The 17,617-nt window shown below is 62.5% G+C and carries 14 protein-coding genes and 3 tRNA genes; 1 reads left to right on the forward strand and 16 read right to left on the reverse strand.

The features are described from left to right. Window positions 1–133: 133 nt before the first annotated feature. From ACOYNB_RS10950 to trpE, 10 genes are all read right to left on the reverse strand, one after another. Window positions 134–208: transfer RNA gene (locus ACOYNB_RS10950), tRNA-Thr, on the reverse strand. A gap of 113 nt (window positions 209–321) precedes the next feature. Next, window positions 322–395: transfer RNA gene (locus tag ACOYNB_RS10955), tRNA-Gly, on the reverse strand. Window positions 396–424: 29 nt separating this feature from the next. Further along, window positions 425–510 (reverse strand) — tRNA-Tyr (locus ACOYNB_RS10960). Between the two features lie 115 nt (window positions 511–625). Further along, on the reverse strand, window positions 626–1,837 hold the full coding sequence (locus ACOYNB_RS10965) for a glycosyltransferase family 4 protein (protein ID WP_422839106.1): 1,212 nt from the start codon (window positions 1,835–1,837) through the stop codon (window positions 626–628). Window positions 1,838–1,924: 87 nt separating this feature from the next. After that, on the reverse strand, window positions 1,925–2,707 hold the full coding sequence (locus ACOYNB_RS10970) for a uracil-DNA glycosylase (RefSeq protein ID WP_422839107.1): 783 nt from the start codon (window positions 2,705–2,707) through the stop codon (window positions 1,925–1,927). Between the two features lie 13 nt (window positions 2,708–2,720). Continuing rightward, window positions 2,721–3,521, reverse strand: a complete 801-nt coding sequence (gene trpC, locus ACOYNB_RS10975) for an indole-3-glycerol phosphate synthase TrpC (RefSeq protein WP_422839108.1) — start codon at window positions 3,519–3,521, stop codon at window positions 2,721–2,723. A 19-nt stretch (window positions 3,522–3,540) separates the two neighbouring features. Further along, the gene (gene trpD, locus ACOYNB_RS10980; protein WP_422839109.1) at window positions 3,541–4,587 is read right to left on the reverse strand and encodes an anthranilate phosphoribosyltransferase; all 1,047 of its coding nucleotides are present in this window, start codon (window positions 4,585–4,587) and stop codon (window positions 3,541–3,543) included. Window positions 4,588–4,598: 11 nt separating this feature from the next. Beyond that, window positions 4,599–5,183: an aminodeoxychorismate/anthranilate synthase component II gene (locus ACOYNB_RS10985; protein WP_422839110.1), complete on the reverse strand. Its 585-nt coding sequence runs from the start codon at window positions 5,181–5,183 to the stop codon at window positions 4,599–4,601. A 228-nt stretch (window positions 5,184–5,411) separates the two neighbouring features. Beyond that, a complete protein-coding gene (locus ACOYNB_RS10990; RefSeq protein ID WP_422839111.1) occupies window positions 5,412–7,655 on the reverse strand; it encodes a putative bifunctional diguanylate cyclase/phosphodiesterase in 2,244 nt (747 codons plus the stop codon). 146 nt (window positions 7,656–7,801) lie between these two features. Further along, window positions 7,802–9,280, reverse strand: a complete 1,479-nt coding sequence (gene trpE, locus ACOYNB_RS10995; protein ID WP_422839112.1) for an anthranilate synthase component I — start codon at window positions 9,278–9,280, stop codon at window positions 7,802–7,804. Window positions 9,281–9,595: 315 nt separating this feature from the next. Here trpE and ACOYNB_RS11000 point away from each other — a divergent pair, with 315 nt between their 5' ends. Beyond that, window positions 9,596–10,234 carry a chalcone isomerase family protein gene (locus ACOYNB_RS11000; protein ID WP_422839113.1) on the forward strand — a complete coding sequence of 213 codons (639 nt, stop codon included), beginning with the start codon at window positions 9,596–9,598 and terminating at the stop codon, window positions 10,232–10,234. Here the strand turns inward: ACOYNB_RS11000 and ACOYNB_RS11005 are convergent. The 6 genes from ACOYNB_RS11005 to ACOYNB_RS11030 all read right to left on the reverse strand — a co-directional run bounded on the left by ACOYNB_RS11005 (window position 10,218) and on the right by ACOYNB_RS11030 (window position 17,569). After that, window positions 10,218–10,940, reverse strand: coding sequence for an HAD-IA family hydrolase (locus ACOYNB_RS11005; protein ID WP_422839114.1), 723 nt, complete (start codon window positions 10,938–10,940; stop codon window positions 10,218–10,220). The two genes, ACOYNB_RS11000 and ACOYNB_RS11005, sit on opposite strands and share 17 nt — an antisense overlap. A gap of 50 nt (window positions 10,941–10,990) precedes the next feature. Continuing rightward, on the reverse strand, window positions 10,991–12,211 hold the full coding sequence (locus tag ACOYNB_RS11010) for a voltage-gated chloride channel family protein (protein WP_422839115.1): 1,221 nt from the start codon (window positions 12,209–12,211) through the stop codon (window positions 10,991–10,993). 45 nt (window positions 12,212–12,256) lie between these two features. Then, window positions 12,257–13,888, reverse strand: a complete 1,632-nt coding sequence (locus ACOYNB_RS11015) for a diguanylate cyclase (protein ID WP_422839116.1) — start codon at window positions 13,886–13,888, stop codon at window positions 12,257–12,259. Continuing rightward, window positions 13,889–14,335 carry a hypothetical protein gene (locus ACOYNB_RS11020; RefSeq protein ID WP_422839117.1) on the reverse strand — a complete coding sequence of 149 codons (447 nt, stop codon included), beginning with the start codon at window positions 14,333–14,335 and terminating at the stop codon, window positions 13,889–13,891. Then, window positions 14,335–15,606: a hypothetical protein gene (locus ACOYNB_RS11025; protein ID WP_422839118.1), complete on the reverse strand. Its 1,272-nt coding sequence runs from the start codon at window positions 15,604–15,606 to the stop codon at window positions 14,335–14,337. Before ACOYNB_RS11025 ends, ACOYNB_RS11020 begins: the two co-directional genes overlap by 1 nt. A gap of 73 nt (window positions 15,607–15,679) precedes the next feature. Continuing rightward, entirely contained in the window at window positions 15,680–17,569 is a 1,890-nt protein-coding gene (locus tag ACOYNB_RS11030) for a GspE/PulE family protein (RefSeq protein WP_422839119.1), read from the reverse strand. Window positions 17,570–17,617 lie beyond the last annotated feature (48 nt).

Raw genomic sequence — 17,617 nt, forward strand, 5'->3', positions numbered from 1 at the left:
TGGTCTTGCCGTGGTCAACGTGACCGATGGTGCCGACGTTCACGTGCGGCTTGGTCCGCTCGAACTTCTCTTTTGCCATTTTTCTCGCTCCTAGCGAATCGGGACTGGGCTGAAGGAAAGGGATGAGGAGGTGTGGTGCCCATGGGCAGGATCGAACTGCCGACCTCTCCCTTACCAAGGGAGTGCTCTACCACTGAGCCACATGGGCATCGACACAGGTTTAGGCTTGAACAAACTCAAACCTGTGCCGACTGACACTGCGACCTCCGCATCCGCGAAGACCGCTACTTTACCACGCCTAAATTGACAGAACCGTGACCTTGGAGCGGGAGACGGGAATCGAACCCGCGTCATTAGCTTGGAAGGCTAAGGTTCTACCATTGAACTACTCCCGCTCGGGAGCGATTCCAGAATTAGGTTTCCCTGGTGGAGGAGGCTGGATTCGAACCAGCGTAGGCGTAAGCCAACAGATTTACAGTCTGCCCCCTTTAGCCACTCGGGCACCCCTCCAGGGAAGACCAAGACTTTAACATCGTTTTTTCGATCTTGGCAAGCACTGTGTCATTTTTGTCGATGACGCTTTTCAGCAACGTGTCGCAATCACCACACAAAACGGTCATACCCCTCAGGGCGCAGCAGGAGCCCGCCCACGCACCTGCTGGAAATAAGCAAGATGCTTCAAGGCCTGACGAGACCAATGGTGATCTTGGAGGACGGCTTGCGCCTGCGCAAACCAATGATCGAGCGGACTGTCCTCCCCCGCCAAACGCGTCAGCACTTGAGCCAGGGCATCAGGGTCGTTGTCCTGATAGCTCACGCCGTTTCCAGCCTCAACGGATTCAGCCAGCCCTGCTTGATCGAGAACGATCATGGGGCGAGAGTTGGCCAACGCCAACTGCACGGCATCCTGATGCCGCACCAGGGCCTCTGCATGCGTGACTTGCGCGTGCGTCCCCACGGACACGCCAGGCAACACCATCACTTGGTGCTCGGCCATCAGAGGCGTCACGTCGCGAGGATCGGGGTCCACCACCCACTGGATCTGCTCCTCCAGGCCACGTTTGGCGGCGGCGTGGCGAATGGCGAGCAAGGGATCATCCAGGCCGGGCTGCATCAGCCCTGAGGGGGTCATCCCGACCAACGTCAAGCGGAGACGATCCGCCACGAGGGGGCCGGTGTCCCTGGCACGCTGCCACGCCTGCAGCACCAACTCCAGCGCCTTGGCACGCTGACCGACACCAGCCACGCACAGCACTTTGATCACGTTGTCCGATGGCGCAGGGCGGAAGCCCGCAGCAGACAAGCCCGGGCAGATGACGCAGACTCGCTCGGGCGGCACCTTGAGGCGCTTGATCAAACGCTCGGCTGCGTACTTCGTGTGCACCACAAAGCCCTCCATGCGGCGGGCCAGACGGCGCTCGGCCAACAGGGTCAAGGGGGACGCGAGCCAGCACGCGAACGACCGCAGCGGTGCAGGCAACCACGACGACTGAGAAAGAGCCAGCCACGGCTGATGCAACGGCCGCCATGCCAGCTTGTCGGGCTCGTGAAGGGACGCCGAGAGGGCGGGGCGATCGGGCAGTCGAGACAGTGCTGCCAGCACCCAAAACTCACTTTGACTGCCGGGCATCAGTTCGGCATGCACCACGTCAATGCGACGCCAGTCACGCTCGGCCACCCAAGCACGGGCGGCAGCCAGACTGGTAATGGGGCGCTGACCCGTCAACGGGGTCAACACATCGATTTCCACCTGGTTGAGCGCACGCTTGTACTGCGCGGCGTAAGCAGCCAGCGCAGAGGAGTCGGGGGGCAAGGGCGACAACAGCGCCAAACGCATGCAAAAAACCTTTCAGAAAACCAAGGGTCAGATGCCTGATTTTCCACGATGCGCGCGAGCGGGGCGTGGCCCGCTGCGCTTACCCGACTAGGTCAAGGACCAGTCCAGATCGTGGCCATGCTTGCGCCAGAAGTCCTGCGCCAGCCCAAAGTGCCCGCATCCGATGAAGGGGACCGGCCCGCGCGTTGCTGAGAGCGGCGAAGGATGATTGCTCTCCAGACTCACGAGAGTCGACGACGTTGCGCCGCTGCGCGCACGCGCAGCCTCGATCAACGCGCGCTTTTTTTGCGCATGCGCCCCCCAGAGCATGAAGACGACCGGGGTGTCACGCTCGGCGACGGATGCGATCAGGCGATCGGTCAGGTGCTCCCAGCCCCAGCCCGCATGGCTCGCCGCCTGCGCGGCCTCTACCGTCAACACCGTGTTGAGAAGCAGGACCCCTCGATTCGCCCATTGCTGCAAGCAACCGTGATCGGGTGAAGGCAGGCCCAAATCGCGCTGCAATTCTTTGCGGATGTTGCGCAGGCTGGGCGGAATGGGCACGCCAGGCTGCACCGAAAACGCCAAGCCGTGCGCCTGGCCGGGGCCATGATAAGGGTCTTGACCCAGGATCACGACGCGCACATCGGCACGGTGCGTGGCGCGCAAGGCGGCAAAGACGTCAGCGGGGTACACCACGCCCCCTTCGCGCACACGCTGGTCGACACGCTGAATCAACGCAAGGCCCTCGGGACTGGCGCGAAACGCATCTGTCTGTGGCCGCCAGGCAGCGGGCACGCCGTCAAACAGGGCATGCAGGGTCTCAGACAAGCCCTGGTTGCGGGCCGCCTCTGCGTCAAAGAGTCCCGCTTGGCTGGTGCCGCGTCCCACCTGCTGTCTCCGATCAGGCAAACAGTGTGGCCAGCGCTACGCCAGGGTCGGGCTGACGCATGAAGGCTTCCCCAACGAGGAAGGCATGCACGTTGGCCGCACGCATGCGGGCCACATCGGCCGCCCCCAAGATGCCGGACTCGGTGACCAAAATGCGGTCAGATGGCACCTTGGGCAGGAGCCCAATCGTCGTGTCGAGGGTGACCTCGAAGGAGCGCAGGTTGCGGTTGTTGATGCCCACCAGGGGCGTCTTCAAGGCCAGTGCACGGTCCAGTTCCGCGCCGTCATGGACCTCGACCAGCACGGCCATGCCCAATTCGTGCGCCAGGGCTTCCAGATCGCGCATCTGTGTATCGTCCAGGCAGGCAGCGATCAGCAAGATGCAGTCAGCCCCCATCGCGCGCGCTTCGTAGACCTGGTAGGCGTCCACCATGAAGTCCTTGCGCAGGACGGGCAAGTCGCATGCGGCGCGCGCCTGTTGCAGAAACAAGGGTTCGCCCTGGAAGAACTGGCTATCGGTCAGAACACTCAGGCATGCAGCGCCGTGTGCGGCATACGTGGCAGCGATCTCTGCAGGGCGGAAATCCTCGCGCAACACGCCCTTGCTGGGGCTGGCCTTCTTGACTTCGGCAATGACTGCTGCCTGGCCCGCAGCGATCTTGCTGCGCACCGCGCCGACAAAGTCACGCACGTCGGCCAGGTCGCGGTTGCGCGCTTCAGCCTGAGCGCGAATGTCAGCCAAAGAAACCGAGGTGAGCGCAGCGGCCACTTCCTGGTGTTTGACGGCGACGATTTTTTGAAGAATGTCAGACATGGTGTGTTCGGTCGCGGGCTCAGCCCAGCGTGATCGTGGGGAACGACTGTGTGGTTTGCACGAAGCGCGCAAGCGCCTGTGCCGCACGTCCGCTCGACAGGGCCTCGCGTGCGCGCGCCACGCCATCGGCCAGGCTGTCCGCCACATTGGCGGCATAGATGGCCGCACCGGCGTTGAGCAGGACGATGTCACGTGCCGGGCCCTCTTGGTTTTGCAGCACCGCGCGCATGATGGCCATGGAGTCCTCACGATTGCCGGCCTTGAGTGCCGTGCCATCGTGTTCCGCCATGCCGAATTGAGACGGATGAATGACGTATTCGCGCACCGCCCCGTCTTTGAGTTCGGCCACCAAGGTTTCACCGCTCAGGGTGATTTCGTCCAAGCCATCGCGGCCATGCACCACCAAAACATGCTCCGAGCCCAGGCGCTGGAGCACACGCGCCATGATGCCCACGAGGTCGGCATGGAAGACGCCCATCAGTTGATTGGGTGCGCCAGCCGGGTTGGTCAGCGGGCCAAGGATGTTGAACAGCGTGCGCACGCCCAACTCCTTGCGGATGGGCGCAGCGTGCTTCATGGCCCCGTGGAAGTTGGGAGCGAACATGAAGCCCACTCCTGACTCACCCAGGCAACGCGCCACTTGATCGCCGGTCAGATTGATGTTGGCGCCCAGGGCTTCGAGGGCATCGGCGCTGCCGGTTGACGACGACACGCTGCGGCCCCCGTGTTTGGCAATGCGAGCGCCTGCGGCCGCCGCCACAAACATGGCGGTGGTGGAGATATTGAACGTGTGTGCGCCATCGCCACCGGTGCCACACAAGTCGACCAGATGCGCCCGGTCTGCCACCACCACCGGGGTGGCGAATTCGCGCATCACCTGGGCCGCGGCAGAGATCTCTCCGACAGTTTCCTTTTTGACACGCAAGCCGGTGATGAGCGCGGCCATGACGACAGGCGACATCTCGCCACGCATGATGCGGCGCATCAGGCCCAACATTTCGTCGTGGAAGATTTCGCGGTGCTCGATGACGCGCTGCAGGGCCTGCTGATCTGTGATCTGGCTCATCGGACGATCCTTTACATCTTCAGGAAGTTGGCCAGCATGGCATGGCCGTGTTCGCTCAGAATGGACTCAGGGTGAAATTGCACGCCTTCGAGCGGGGCAAAGTTCGGATCCGTCTGAGGGCCGGTGTGACGCACGCCCATGATCTCGCCGTCGTCAGTCCACGAGGTGACTGCCAGGCACTCCGGCAAAGTGGCCCGCTCAATGGCCAGCGAGTGGTAACGGATCACGGTGAACTGCTTGGGCAGGCCCGCGTACACACCCTTCTGGTCGGTGGTGATCACGCTGGTCTTGCCGTGCATTTGCTCTTTGGCACGCACGACCTTGCCTCCCATGGCAGCACCAATGCTCTGGTGCCCCAGGCAGACACCCAGGATGGGCAACTGACCAGCGAAGCGGCGCAGGGCCGAAACACAGACACCCGCCTCGTCCGGCGAACAGGGGCCGGGTGAGAGTACGAGTCGATCGGCCTTGAACGCGGCGATCTCGTCGAGGGTGACTTCGTCATTGCGAACGACCTTGACCTCTTCACCCAGTTCGCAGAAGTACTGCACCAGGTTGAAGGTGAAACTGTCGTAGTTGTCGATCATGAGCAGCATGGGCACTATCCTGTATCGGGATGTGATTCATGGAATGGGCTTGCACCATCCCTCTGTTTGTCCCCCTCGGAGGACCCTGTGTGAGGCGCAAGGTGCGGTGGGGAGCCGCAGGCGCAGGGTCAGGCAGTTGTGGCTGGCGTCACCGCCACCAACGTGCGTTCAGTCGAAAGAGGTCCGAGGGTTGCTGCATGCGAGTCATTCTACATGGACACACCGGCCATCGCCGTGTCAGTAGCGCTCACCCAGCCAGCGTGTGGCTTCATCCACTTCAAGGGGCTTGGCGAAGAGGTAGCCCTGAAGGGCATCGCATCCGGCCTGAAGGGCGGCGCGAGCGTGATCTTCGGTCTCCACGCCTTCTGCCACCACCTTGAGTTGCAGCACGGCGGCCAGATCGCAAATGGCCTTGACCACCGCGATGGCATCCACATGAGGCATGGGGTCGATGAGGCTGCGGTCAATCTTGACGGTGCGCAGCGGCAAGCTGCGGAGCATGTTGAGCGAAGAGAACCCGGTGCCGAAGTCATCCAGGGCCACGTCAATCCCGTACTGGCGCAGTTGGGTGATTTGTTCACAGGCCTGGTCCATGTGGGCAACTGCGGCCGTTTCGGTGATCTCCAGGCTCAGGCACTGAGGTGGAATGTCGAATTCCTTGAGGGTCTTCATGACCATGACAGGGAATTGCACATCCAGCAATTGCAGCGGTGACACGTTGACGGCGACCGGCACGGCGTTGAAGCCCTGCACACGCCAGTTGGCAATTTGTCGGCAGGCCTGGGTGATGATGAGCTCGCCCAGTGGAACGATCAAGCCATTGCGCTCGGCGGCAGGGATGAAGTCCATGGGGCTGATGCGCCCGATGCCGGGCCGGTCCCAACGAACCAGGGCTTCAAAGCCCAGCAAGGCACCGGTGTTGGCCGCGACCTTGGGCTGGTACATCAGCGTGAACTCTTCGTGGTGCAAGCCGGCGCGCAGGGCCTGCTCGGCACGGAACGACGACGCCAGATGTTGTGTCTGCTGCTCGGATGCCCAACTGACCGAGGTGCCCGGCAGGCGTTTGGCCGCGTGCATGGCCGCATTGGCGGCCTGCAGCAGGGGCTCAGGCGACGATGCCGCCTGGGGATAGACCGCCACCCCCATGGAGACGTCGAGGAAGAACTCGTGTGCAGTCAGGCGCAGTGGCTCGGCCAACAACTGCTTGACCGATTCGGTCAGGCGACGGGCATCGTTTTCAGCGTCCGGACCGCGCAGAAGCAGCGCAAATTCGTCTTCACCTAGGCGCATCACCTCGACGGTGTCCTCCAGTCCACGCTGCAAACGGGTGGCGAGTGACTGCAAGACTTCGTCGCCCACCGTGTGGCCATGGGCATCGTTGAAGAACTTGAAGCGGTCAACGTCCAGCAACACGAGGGCGAGGCTGGTGGTGCGCGAGTCAGCAATGCCCTCTCGCAGACGTTGCAGCAGTGCGCTGCGATTGGGCAGCCCGGTCAGCTCATCGTGGGTGGCTTGCCAGAGCAGGGCGCGCGCGGACTCGTGCTGCGCGGTTTCGTCAGACATGACGATTTGGATGGCGGGTTGACCATCCCATTCGACAGGCCAGGCCTTGAAGCGGAGATAAAGCGGCTGACCGTCGAGTGCGCGACGCTCGCCCTCCCACTCTGCCTGCGCCAGAGACCCATTGCGCAACTGCGTCAGCAACTTTCGGACGTACACACGCTCAGCGTACGTCGAGGTGCGGTCCAACCAGGCTTCAGACAGCGGCGCAGGTGCATCCACCACCTTGTCAACGCGGTACGCACTCATGAAGGCAGGGTTGCTGTACACGCATTGCTGATCGATGATGACCGCCACCCCCTGGTGCGCGCGCTCGGTCAACAAGAAGAAGCGGTCACGCATGCGACGCACCCCTTCGGCCGTGCGATTGATGGCAGCGTACATCAGCGCCAGCGCCAACATGAGTCGCAACACGGTGGCAAACACCGTTTGCAGCATCGCCCCCTGGTCGGTCGGCTGCAGCACAAAGTTGAACTGGTTCAACCCGGCCAGAATCAGCAGACCGGCCGTGATGCGTTCCCCCACGCCCATGCGCCACAACCAGTTGGCCAGCATCAGGCTGATGGCGATGTTGATGGAGGCCGAAACGCCCTGCATCAGCCCCATGTCATGGGAGATCACCACGACGTGCGTGACCGTCAGGACCACCGTCATGGCGACCAAAATGGGGCGAGCCACCTGTCGCCGAGACAGCGAGCCGATCCCGGCCACCATCAAGGTCAAACACAGGGACGGGACGATCGACAGTCCGAACACACCCAGCCCATGCACCCACGGGTTCAGGCTGTGTGTCGCCAAATACGCAACCGGATAGCCCGTCCAGATGAGATGTGACAGTCCCAACTGGGCGGTGAACGACTGCGAGCGGTCCTGGCGCCACACCATCAGCAAAGCTGCGCCCGTGATCAGGGTCACAGCCATGTAGATTGCGAAGGTGTACTGCACGGTGGGAAGCGCTTGACTCAGCGAATGGGACAAGCCCTGTAAGTTATCGCAATCTACTGTCATGTTCCGGGGGGGAGATTCCCTCACCCCCCGTTGTCAGCCGCGAATTGCGGCAATCTGACTCACAAACCTTGCTCGACCATCTCGGCGGCGCGGATCACCGCACGGGCCTTGGCCTCGGTTTCTTTCCATTCCAGTTCGGGTACCGAGTCGGCCACGACACCTGCACCCGCAGCCACGTACAACGTCTGGTTCTTGACCACGCCGGTGCGGATGGCAATGGCCACGTCCATGTCGCCGGCAAAGCTGAGGTAGCCCACCGCGCCGCCGTAGACCCCGCGTTGCACGGGCTCCAGTTCGTCGATGATTTCCATCGCACGGATCTTGGGCGCACCACTCAGCGTGCCCGCCGGGAAACTGGCGCGCAGCACGTCCAGTCCGGTCATGCCGGACTTGAGGATGCCCTCGACGTTGCTGACAATGTGCATGACGTGCGAGTAGCGTTCAATGCCAAAGGCCTCGGTGACCTTGACCGTGCCGGTTTTGGCAATGCGACCGATGTCGTTGCGGGCCAGGTCAATGAGCATGACGTGCTCGGCGCGCTCCTTGGGGTCGGCCAGCAGCTCTTTTTCGTTGGCAAGGTCCAGGTCGGGCGTGGCGCCGCGCGGACGGGTGCCCGCGATCGGGCGGATGGTGACCGTCTGGCTGCCGTCCTTGTTGTGCTCCTGACGCACCAGGATTTCAGGGCTGGAGCCCACGACATGGTGATCGCCCATGTCGTAGTAGTACATGTAGGGGCTGGGGTTCAGCGAACGCAGGGCGCGGTACAGCGTGAGCGGCGACGCGGTGAAGCGCTTTTGCAAACGCTGGCCGATGACGACCTGCATGCAGTCACCGGCCGCGATGTATTCCTTGCACTTGCGCACGGCCGCTTCGTAGTCGTCTTTGGCGAAATGGCGCTCAACGGGGAAGGAGTCGGTCGGCGTCACCGGCGGGACGGGCACCACAGTGTGCAGGCGTGCTTGCAGCTCGGTCAGACGCGCTTGCGCCTTGGCGTATGCACCCGGCTGAGAGGGGTCGGCGTAGACGATCAGGAAGAGGCGGTCAGCCAAGTTGTCGATGACCGCCAGTTCTTCACACTGCAACAGCAGGATGTCGGGCGTGCCGATGCCAGGCGTGTCTGGGCGCTGCGCCAGGCGGGGCTCGATCAGCCGCACCGTGTCATACCCGAAGTAGCCCGCCAAACCGCCACAGAAGCGTGGCAGCCCCTGGGGCACCGCCACCTTGAACCGCTGCTGGTAGGCCGCAATGAAGTCCAGAGGGTTACCGGCAAAGGTTTCCACCACCTGGCCATCGGTCACCACTTCGACGTGATGCCCCGTGGCGCGCACCAGGGTGCGCGCGGGCAGGCCCACAAAGGAGTAGCGACCAAAGCGCTCCCCCCCCACCACGGACTCCAGCAGGAAGCTCAGCGGATTGCCTTGCGTGAGCTTGAGGTAGAGCGACAACGGGGTGTCGAGGTCAGCCAAGGCCTGGGCGACCAAGGGGATGCGGTTATGGCCTTCGGCGGCCAAGGCGTTGAATTCGTTTTCAGTCAGCATGGATGTGATCTCGATCTAAGGTTTCCCGCATGGCGAACAAGGGGAAACAGGCAAACAAACAGTGATGACCGGCCCCGATATGGGCGGCATCCACTCAGCAGGTCGTGACGCAGCGACGCCAGGGCCAGGCTCCCCGGTCGTGCGGACCTTTGGTTTGTTTGCGAGAGATGAACATGAAATCAGTGTAGCAGGCACCAATGTGAGGGGAGAAATGACGTGCAAACCGACCCAGACAGGGCAAACCCGTTTGGCGCCCACCCTAAGTGACGCAACAATCGCACACTTTTATCGTTGAACGATTGACGAATGACTGGAATGCAGCGCACTGGAACAAGATGGACGCGTGCCACCTGGCACGGCCTTGGGCTGGCTGTGCTCATGCTGGCGAGCACGGGACAGGCCTGGTCTCAATCGGCCGAGATGTTCGGCGTCACTTACGAGCCGACGATCACCGTCGACGGTCGCCCCCTGCACCTCAACGGCACCGGCGTGGCCTTTCGGGCGCTGGCCAAGCTCTACACCGTGGGACTGTATGTGCCCAACAAAAGCCAACAGGCGAGCACCGTGCTGGGCATGGCAGGCCCCAAGCAACTGCGTTTCGTGATGTTGCAGGGCATGCGGGTCGATGAGCTGGGCAAAGTGATCACCAATGGCATTGAAGCCAACAGTTCACGCGAGCAGTTCTTCCGCCTGATTCCGGCCATTCGTGCCATGGGTGAGCAGTTTGGCCGGATGCCTCGCCTGGCGCCCCACGATGTGGTGACGCTGGACGATGCCCCCCAACGCGGCACAGTGATCGCCGTCAATGGTCAGGCCATGGGCACCCCGATCAAGGACCCGGCCTTTTTCCCGGCCGTGCTGCGGGTGTGGCTGGGGGACAAGCCCAGCACCATGGACCTGAAAAACGCCTTGCTCGACAGCAAGGCGCAGCCCGTGCTCAGCGCCCTGGAGTGAACAGCGCCCCCCAAGGGGCCTGGTCCAGGCGATCCACGTGGGTCAATGCGGGCACATCGTCAATCGGATGGCCATGGTTGTAGCCATATCGCACCAGCAGGATGCCGCAACCGGCAGCCGTGGCGGCTTGGGCATCGTTGCTGGAGTCTCCCACCATCACCGTGTGCGCCGGTGAGATCCCCAGGGCTTCACACGTTTTGAGCAAAGGCAGCGGATCGGGCTTTTTGCGCTCGAACGCATCGCCGCCAAACACATGACGGAAGTGGTCACGCAGCCCTTTGCCCGACAGGAGTTGCTCTGCAAAGGCTGTCGGCTTGTTGGTCAGGCAGGCCAGCGGGACACCCAGTTTCTGCAATTGCGCCAAGCCCTCTCTGACGCCCGGGTAGACCTCGGCATGCTGGCCATTGAGGCGGACGTAATGACCCTGGTAGTGATGCCAGGCTTCGGGCACGGTGTCGTGCACCTCGCGGTCGTCGTCTGGCAGACCCCAGGCATGCGCGACGGTGCGGCGCAGCAGGTCCTCGGTGCCCTTGCCCACGGTCAGCTCGACGAAGGCGCGGTCCACCCGCGCGATCTCCACCGGGTGACAGCCGAGGTCGGCCAGCGTGTGGTGCAAGACCACGACGAAATCGCCCAAGGTGTCCACCATGGTTCCGTCAAGGTCGATGATGGCGGCTTGAAATTGGCGAGGAAAGTCTGAATGCATGGTGTAGTCCACAGTGCCGAATCACACGGCCCCACAAATGGGGACGGTTGTCACGGCAACAAGCGGTGCTTGCGGCGCTCGACGCGTTGCGCCTTGTAAATGCCGGCATGGCCAGATGCGAGGTAACTGAGCACACAGGCCAGCGCCGCCGTGACCGCCGCGTCGGCGCCAAACAGCTCCACCGCCAGCAGGGTGCAGGCCAAGGGGGTGTTGGCGGCCCCGGCAAAAACGGCCACCATGCCCAATGCGGCCATCCAGGCCAAGGGCTGGTGCAGCCAGAGCGCCAGGGCATTGCCAAACGTGGCCCCGATGTAGAACAGCGGCGTAACTTCACCGCCTTTGAAGCCGGTGCCCAATGCGCCGACCGTGAAGGCGGCCTTGACCAACCAGTCCCAAGCCGGCAAAGGCTGCACAAAGGCTTCGCTCAAGCCCGCCAGGCTCAAGCCGGCATACCGGTGGGCATCCAAGCCCCAGGTCAGCAGCGCCAGCACGGTGCCACCCACCAAGGGGCGCCAGGGTGCCCAGCTGAACTGGCGCGCCATGAACGCCGACAAAGCATGGGCGCTGGCGGCAAAGCCTCGCCCAACCCAGCCGGCACCAATGCCCACCAAGGCGACGGCCAGCAGGCAGCCGGCTGACCAAGCAGGCACCGAATCGACCAGATAGTGCTCGTGCTGAATGCCCCAGGCCCGACAGACCTGATCGGCCAGCACCGCAGACAGCAGGCACGGCCACAGAGCGTCGTATTTCAGGCGACCAATGGCCAGCACTTCCAGCGCGAAGACGGCGCCGGCCAGCGGTGTGCCAAACACCGACGCAAACCCCGCACTGATGCCCGTCATCAACAAGAGGCTGCGGTCATCGGCACGCAATCGAGCCAGATGCGTCAGCTGATCGGCCAGGGCACCGCCCATCTGGACAGCCGTGCCCTCCCGGCCCACCGAGGCACCAAACAAGTGAGACAAGACCGTGCTGAGCAAGATGAGAGGCGCCATGCGCAGCGGCACCACTTGCTGGGGGTCGTGGATCTCATCAATGAGCAGGTTGTTGCCCCGCTCGACCGATCGCCCCAGACACCAGTACACCCAGCCCACGGCCATCCCCATCAAGGGCAGGCCTGCCAGCAGCCAGGGATGGGCCTCACGGGTGCGTGTGGCCCAGTCCAGCGCGGTCAGAAACACGGCCGATGCCGTGCCTGACAGCAGTGCCACGAGCGAGGCCAGCAACAGCCAGCGTCCGTGTTGACGAAGAAAAACTCGGGGGAATTGCATGGCAAGACAGTATCGCACCCTGTCTGAGCAGGGTCGCGCGCCGTGTCAGCGGATGGCCATGGCAAAGGCATCTTTGCCTGTGTGCTTGACGGCATACATGGCCTCATCGGCGGCCAGCAGCAGCTGTCGCCCGGTCAGCCCGTGTTCGGGTGAACAGGCAATGCCCACGCTGACCCCCACTGAAACGGTCACCCCGCCATCCAGTGCGATCGGCGCACACACCGACGCCATCAACTGTTGCGTTAACTGAATCAGCAAAGGGTCGCAGGCCCCCACGCCCTTGAGCAAGATGACAAACTCGTCGCCACCGAGTCGACCGACCACATCACTGGAGCGCCGCAGGGCCAGCCGCATGCGCTGGGCACATTGCACCAACACCTGGTCACCCGCATGGTGTCCGTGCTGGTCATTGATCTGTTTGAAACCGTCCAGATCCAGGAAGAGCACGCTCACGGGCTGGCTGTCTGCGGTGGCCTCGATGAGCAAGCGTTCCAGCATGTCCTCCGTGGCACGTCGGTTGCGCGCACCGGTCAAGGCATCGTGCTCTGCCAAATGGCGAGCCTGGGCTTCGGCGGACTTGCGGTCGGTGATGTCATACATCACCCCCTCGACGTGAAAATCGTCTTGTGCGGTACGGTGTTGCGGCCATCCCTCGGCATGCTGGACCGAGATCAGGCAATGCACCCAGCGAGACGCGTCCCCTGGGCCCAGCAACTCGAGGTCATCGGAAACGGTCCCCCCCAATCGCAAGGACTGATCGATGAGGTTCAGGACATGGTCGGGACGCGCAAAGACATCGTGAATGATGTCTGCCGCTTTGAATCGGTTCACATCGGATGGGTCACCACCGAGTATCCTCAGGGCAGTGGGGTTGCAATTGACCAGGCGTCCGTCATGGTCCAGCACGAAAATCCCGGCGCTGCTGGCATCAAAAATCTGACGGTATTGCGCCTCCATTTTTTCGATTTCGGCGCGCAAGGTGCGCTCGTTGCGCAAAGCGCTGTGGTTAGACGCCAGCAAGACGTTGGCGCTTTCGACCAGGGTCCCGATTTCATCATCGCGGTGCCCACGCGGCACAGGCAACTGCGCCGAAGTACCCGGCGGCAAACTGCGCAACTGATCAGCCAGTCGCTGGATGGGGCGGGTCACGGCCTTGTAAACCATCACGTAGAGCAACAAAGCCAGGACGGTGGACTGGATGCCCATCATCCAGGCCAGGTTGTTGGCCACTTTGCGGGCCTCTTGGTGCAGGCTGTCCACGTCGGCATACACCTGCACTTCGCCCACGGATTCACTCTTATCGAAGGGTGCGGCCAGTTTGCGAGCGGTCATCTGCCCCGCATGGTTGACAACAGCCTCCATCGGACCGCGATGGCCGTATTGCCGGACCAGCACCGTACCTCGGGCATCGAGCACATCGACACGTGCCACCAATTCATTGCGAGCCATGCCATCGATGACATCCTGCAGCAAGACCTTGTCACCGGTGTAGGCGCCAATGGCCAAGGTCTTGTCCACGGCGTCCAGCAAGCCATTGACCTGCTCGGTGCCTTCGTCAAAGGTGCGTTGGTAAGCAGCGCGATACCCCAGCACGGCGGCCATGACGGCAAACAACATGGCGCCGACCAACATGGCCAACATGATGCGCACCTGCAGACGTTTGATGGGCACAGCCACTCAGCGTCCTTCCTTGAGGATCAAAATCGTACGCAGTTGGCGGTCGCCGGGGTCTCGCCCCAGGTAGCCAATGGCGCCGGGATGGCGACGCAAATACTCCAGCATCGCCTGCTCACTGCTCATGGTTTGCGGCGGCATGGTCCGCCCGGTGAACATCAACCGCGCCCAATAGCTGTTGATTTGCGCCTGTGTCAACCCGATGAGGCTTTCATAGAAGGCCACACGCACCGCGCTGTCACGGGGCAAATCCAAGGTCACCACCGCACTGCCGTCAGGATAGACGCGCGTGCGCCCCATGAACAGGTCTGTGGCTTCTTTTTGAGAAATGTTGCCCAATGGATTGGTTGCGTTCACCAGCACGTGCACATCGGCATGCGCCAAACCCTGCGAGCCCCAGGCCCACAGGATCGCAGCGATTTGCAGGAAGCGAACCAGCTTGTGCATCATCAGAAAACGAAATCCAGGGCCACGGTTCCCACCTGGGGATGGCCACCACGGACATCACTGCCCGACCACAGGGCCGCGCCGTTGTCCTCCACGTCATACCAGTCCCACTGCACCTTCAGCGCAGTCTGTGGATGGAAATCCCACCTCACCCCCAAGGACACGGAACGCTCCCGGGTGCGCCCGGAATTGAGCCCATTGGACGCTTCGGCGCCCAAGGCCATTGCAGCCCCTCCGAGCGCCGACCAGTCAGGGCGTTCAGCCGCCTTGTTGTCCGGGCGCACCCAGCCCACGACGCCATACACCGTGTAGTCGGCCATGCGTCGCCCCACGGCCAGGTACGCGGCCTTGGCGTTCAGGCTATACAAATCACTGAAGATGCGGGCCGCTTCGGCCTGAATCAACCAGGGGCCACGGTCATACACCACGCCCACCTCTGCAAAATGCACCCGGCCGGACAATTTGGCCATGGGGGTCAGCAAGGCGTTGGCCTGCTGCGCCACGACTGGGTTGCCGGCGCTTTCCACGCTTTGCAGGGCCTGCACCACTTGGGTCAGTGAAGCCGGGGAGTTCACCTCAATGTTGGACACCGACACCGCCGCGCGCAAGGTCAGCCCGTCATCTTCTCGGGACAGGACAGCGCTGATGCCGTTGTGCAAATGCGCCTCGACCGCGGGCGCGCCAGGTTGAATGGGTGTCCACGTGTGAGTGTCACCATACGCTGCTTTCACACGCCAGCGGGCATCGCCTCGTGACCATTCGTAAGCGGCATCCATGCCATCAAAGCCGTACAGCGGCAGGCCACCGTAGAACTCCAGGTTGGGGCGGACCCACGGGTAAGCAAACCCCACATTGCGCTGATCTGACATCAGGAACATGTCCAACGCCATGCGTCCGGCACGGATGGTCACGGCGTCGTTGGGCTGGTAGGCCAGGAAGGCCCATTCGACACTGTCTGACGGTTTGACTTGGGGAAGACGGTCGCGCGCCAGTACCTGGGCGGTGGCTTGCCACTGTGGGTTGATTTCGTAGTTGGCCTGCACACCGATGCGGGAATCCGTACGCAACTGGTTGCCCCCGTGATTTTCACGGTAGCCCAGATCACGCCGCAGACCCCAAGCTTGCGGCCCGTCGACATGGCTGAGCGCCACGGTCCCAAAGCCGTTCAGCCGTAAACTGGGCAAGCTGGACAAATCTACCGCCCGCCCGAGGGACGACCACAGACCTGCCGCGATCGCGACAGACAGACTGAGGGGCAGTGTGGATGGCTTCATGCCCGCATTCTGCGCGCAGCCTGTCCGGCGAAACCAGATATCAGCGTGCAAAATGCCATCCAAACACCTGAAATCAGGCGTTACTGGCAGCCATCACTTCATTGAGGTCGGTGAAACCCTGAAGCACCTTGTCGATGCCGTCTTGCCGCAAGGTCCGCATGCCCCCCTGCAGGCTTGAGGTCAGGATGTCGGCAGCCGAAGCGCGGTGGCGAATCTGCTGTCGAATGACATCGTCGACCACCAAGAGCTCATGGATGCCCATGCGCCCCTTGTAGCCATGATGGTTGCAAGCCTCGCAACCCGGACCACGGTGGTGCAGATGGATGCGTCCGTCACCATCGCCATAGCGCCGTCGCCACTCGGCGAGCACCATGTCTCGGCCATTGGCGGTGTTGTCCCGGGCGCTCAGCAGGTAGTCGTGCAACATGCAGTCCAGTTCGGACTGCGTGGCCACGCCCATCTGCCCGCAATGGGGGCAGACTTTGCGCACCAGACGCTGAGCCAGCACCGCGAGCAGAGAATCCGAGAAGTTGAATGGATCCAGACCAATTTCCAGCAAGCGGGCAATGCTTTCTGCCGCCGAGTTGGTGTGCAAGGTCGAGAACACCAAGTGCCCCGTCAGCGAGGCCTCGATGGCAATGTTGGCGGTTTCCTGATCCCGCATTTCGCCAATCATGATGACGTCCGGGTCGGCGCGCAGGAAGGTGCGCATGGCCGCGGCAAACGTCCACCCGATGCGGGCATTGACCTGCACCTGACACAGCCCGGGTTGGCTGATTTCAATGGGGTCTTCGGCCGTCCAGATCTTGCGGTCGCCCTGATTGAGTTCGCGCAGCACGGAGTGCAAGGTGGTGGTCTTGCCGCACCCGGTCGGACCACAGATCAACACCAGCCCATAAGGCTTGGCGATGATCTCTTTCATGGCGCGCAGGTTGCGCTCGTTGAGCCCGATTTGTTCGATGGGCAGCGGCTTGGCACCGGACAGCAAGCGCAGCACCACATCTTCAATGCCGTGCGTGGTCGGCACGGTCACGATACGCAGCTCGACGGCATGGTCACCGAAGCGAGAGAAGTCGATCTTGCCGTCTTGCGGCTTGCGGCGCTCGGCAATGTCGAGATCGGACATGATCTTGAGCCGCGCCACCAGCGCCGCCCGATACGGGGACGGCAACTCCAGGTAAGGTACCAGCGCTCCGTCAATGCGGAAACGGATGAGCACCTTGCTATGCGGTGACATGGCCTCGATGTGGATGTCGGACGCGTTGCGTTTGATGGCATCCTCGATCATCGTGTTGACCAGGCGCACCAGCGTGCTGCTCGATTCGGTGATGACCTCGCTGGGTCCGTCGCTGGGGCGTGCCACGGGGACTTCGCCTTCCAGCACGGCCGCCAGCTCATGCACGTCCGAGCCGCCGGCCTGTTTGAGACGGCCATCCAGCCCATCATAGGCATTCAGGGTGGCCTGCCCGAGGGTGCCCGGCAAGGCCATCACCGGGACCAAGCGCAAGTTGGTCAGGAAACTGAGTTCGTCCGTCACCCCTCGGTGCCACGGATCGGCCATGGCCACCAGCAAGATGCTGCCCTTGCGCATCAGTGGCAACACCCGCATGCGCTGCGCGGTGTTGATCGGGATGAGCCGCAACGCATCATCCTGGGGTTGAATGGCCAGGCAATCGACCACCGGCATGCCGGCCATGGTGGCCAGCGCGATTTGCAAGTCCGCCTCGACCAAATCGCCGTTGTTGAGCAAGATCTGCCCCAGCGGCTTGTGTGGCCCTTTGGTTTGCTGCGACAAGGCGCGCTCGACCTGGGACGGCTCACTCAGTCCATGACGGACCAAGGCTTCACCCAGCCGACATTGGGCACCCAGTTGATGTTCGCTGGTCGCGGCCTGCCAGACTTCGTCCAGCGAACGCAGCACGACACCACCTTGGGTAGATTCCTGCATACCGTCTTGTTTCACGATTAACCCACTGCGACGCTCGTTACGAAGCGTATCTTTCTCTATTGT

This window comes from Aquabacterium sp., assembly GCF_049317225.1.
Lineage (GTDB): Bacteria > Pseudomonadota > Gammaproteobacteria > Burkholderiales > Burkholderiaceae_C > Aquabacterium.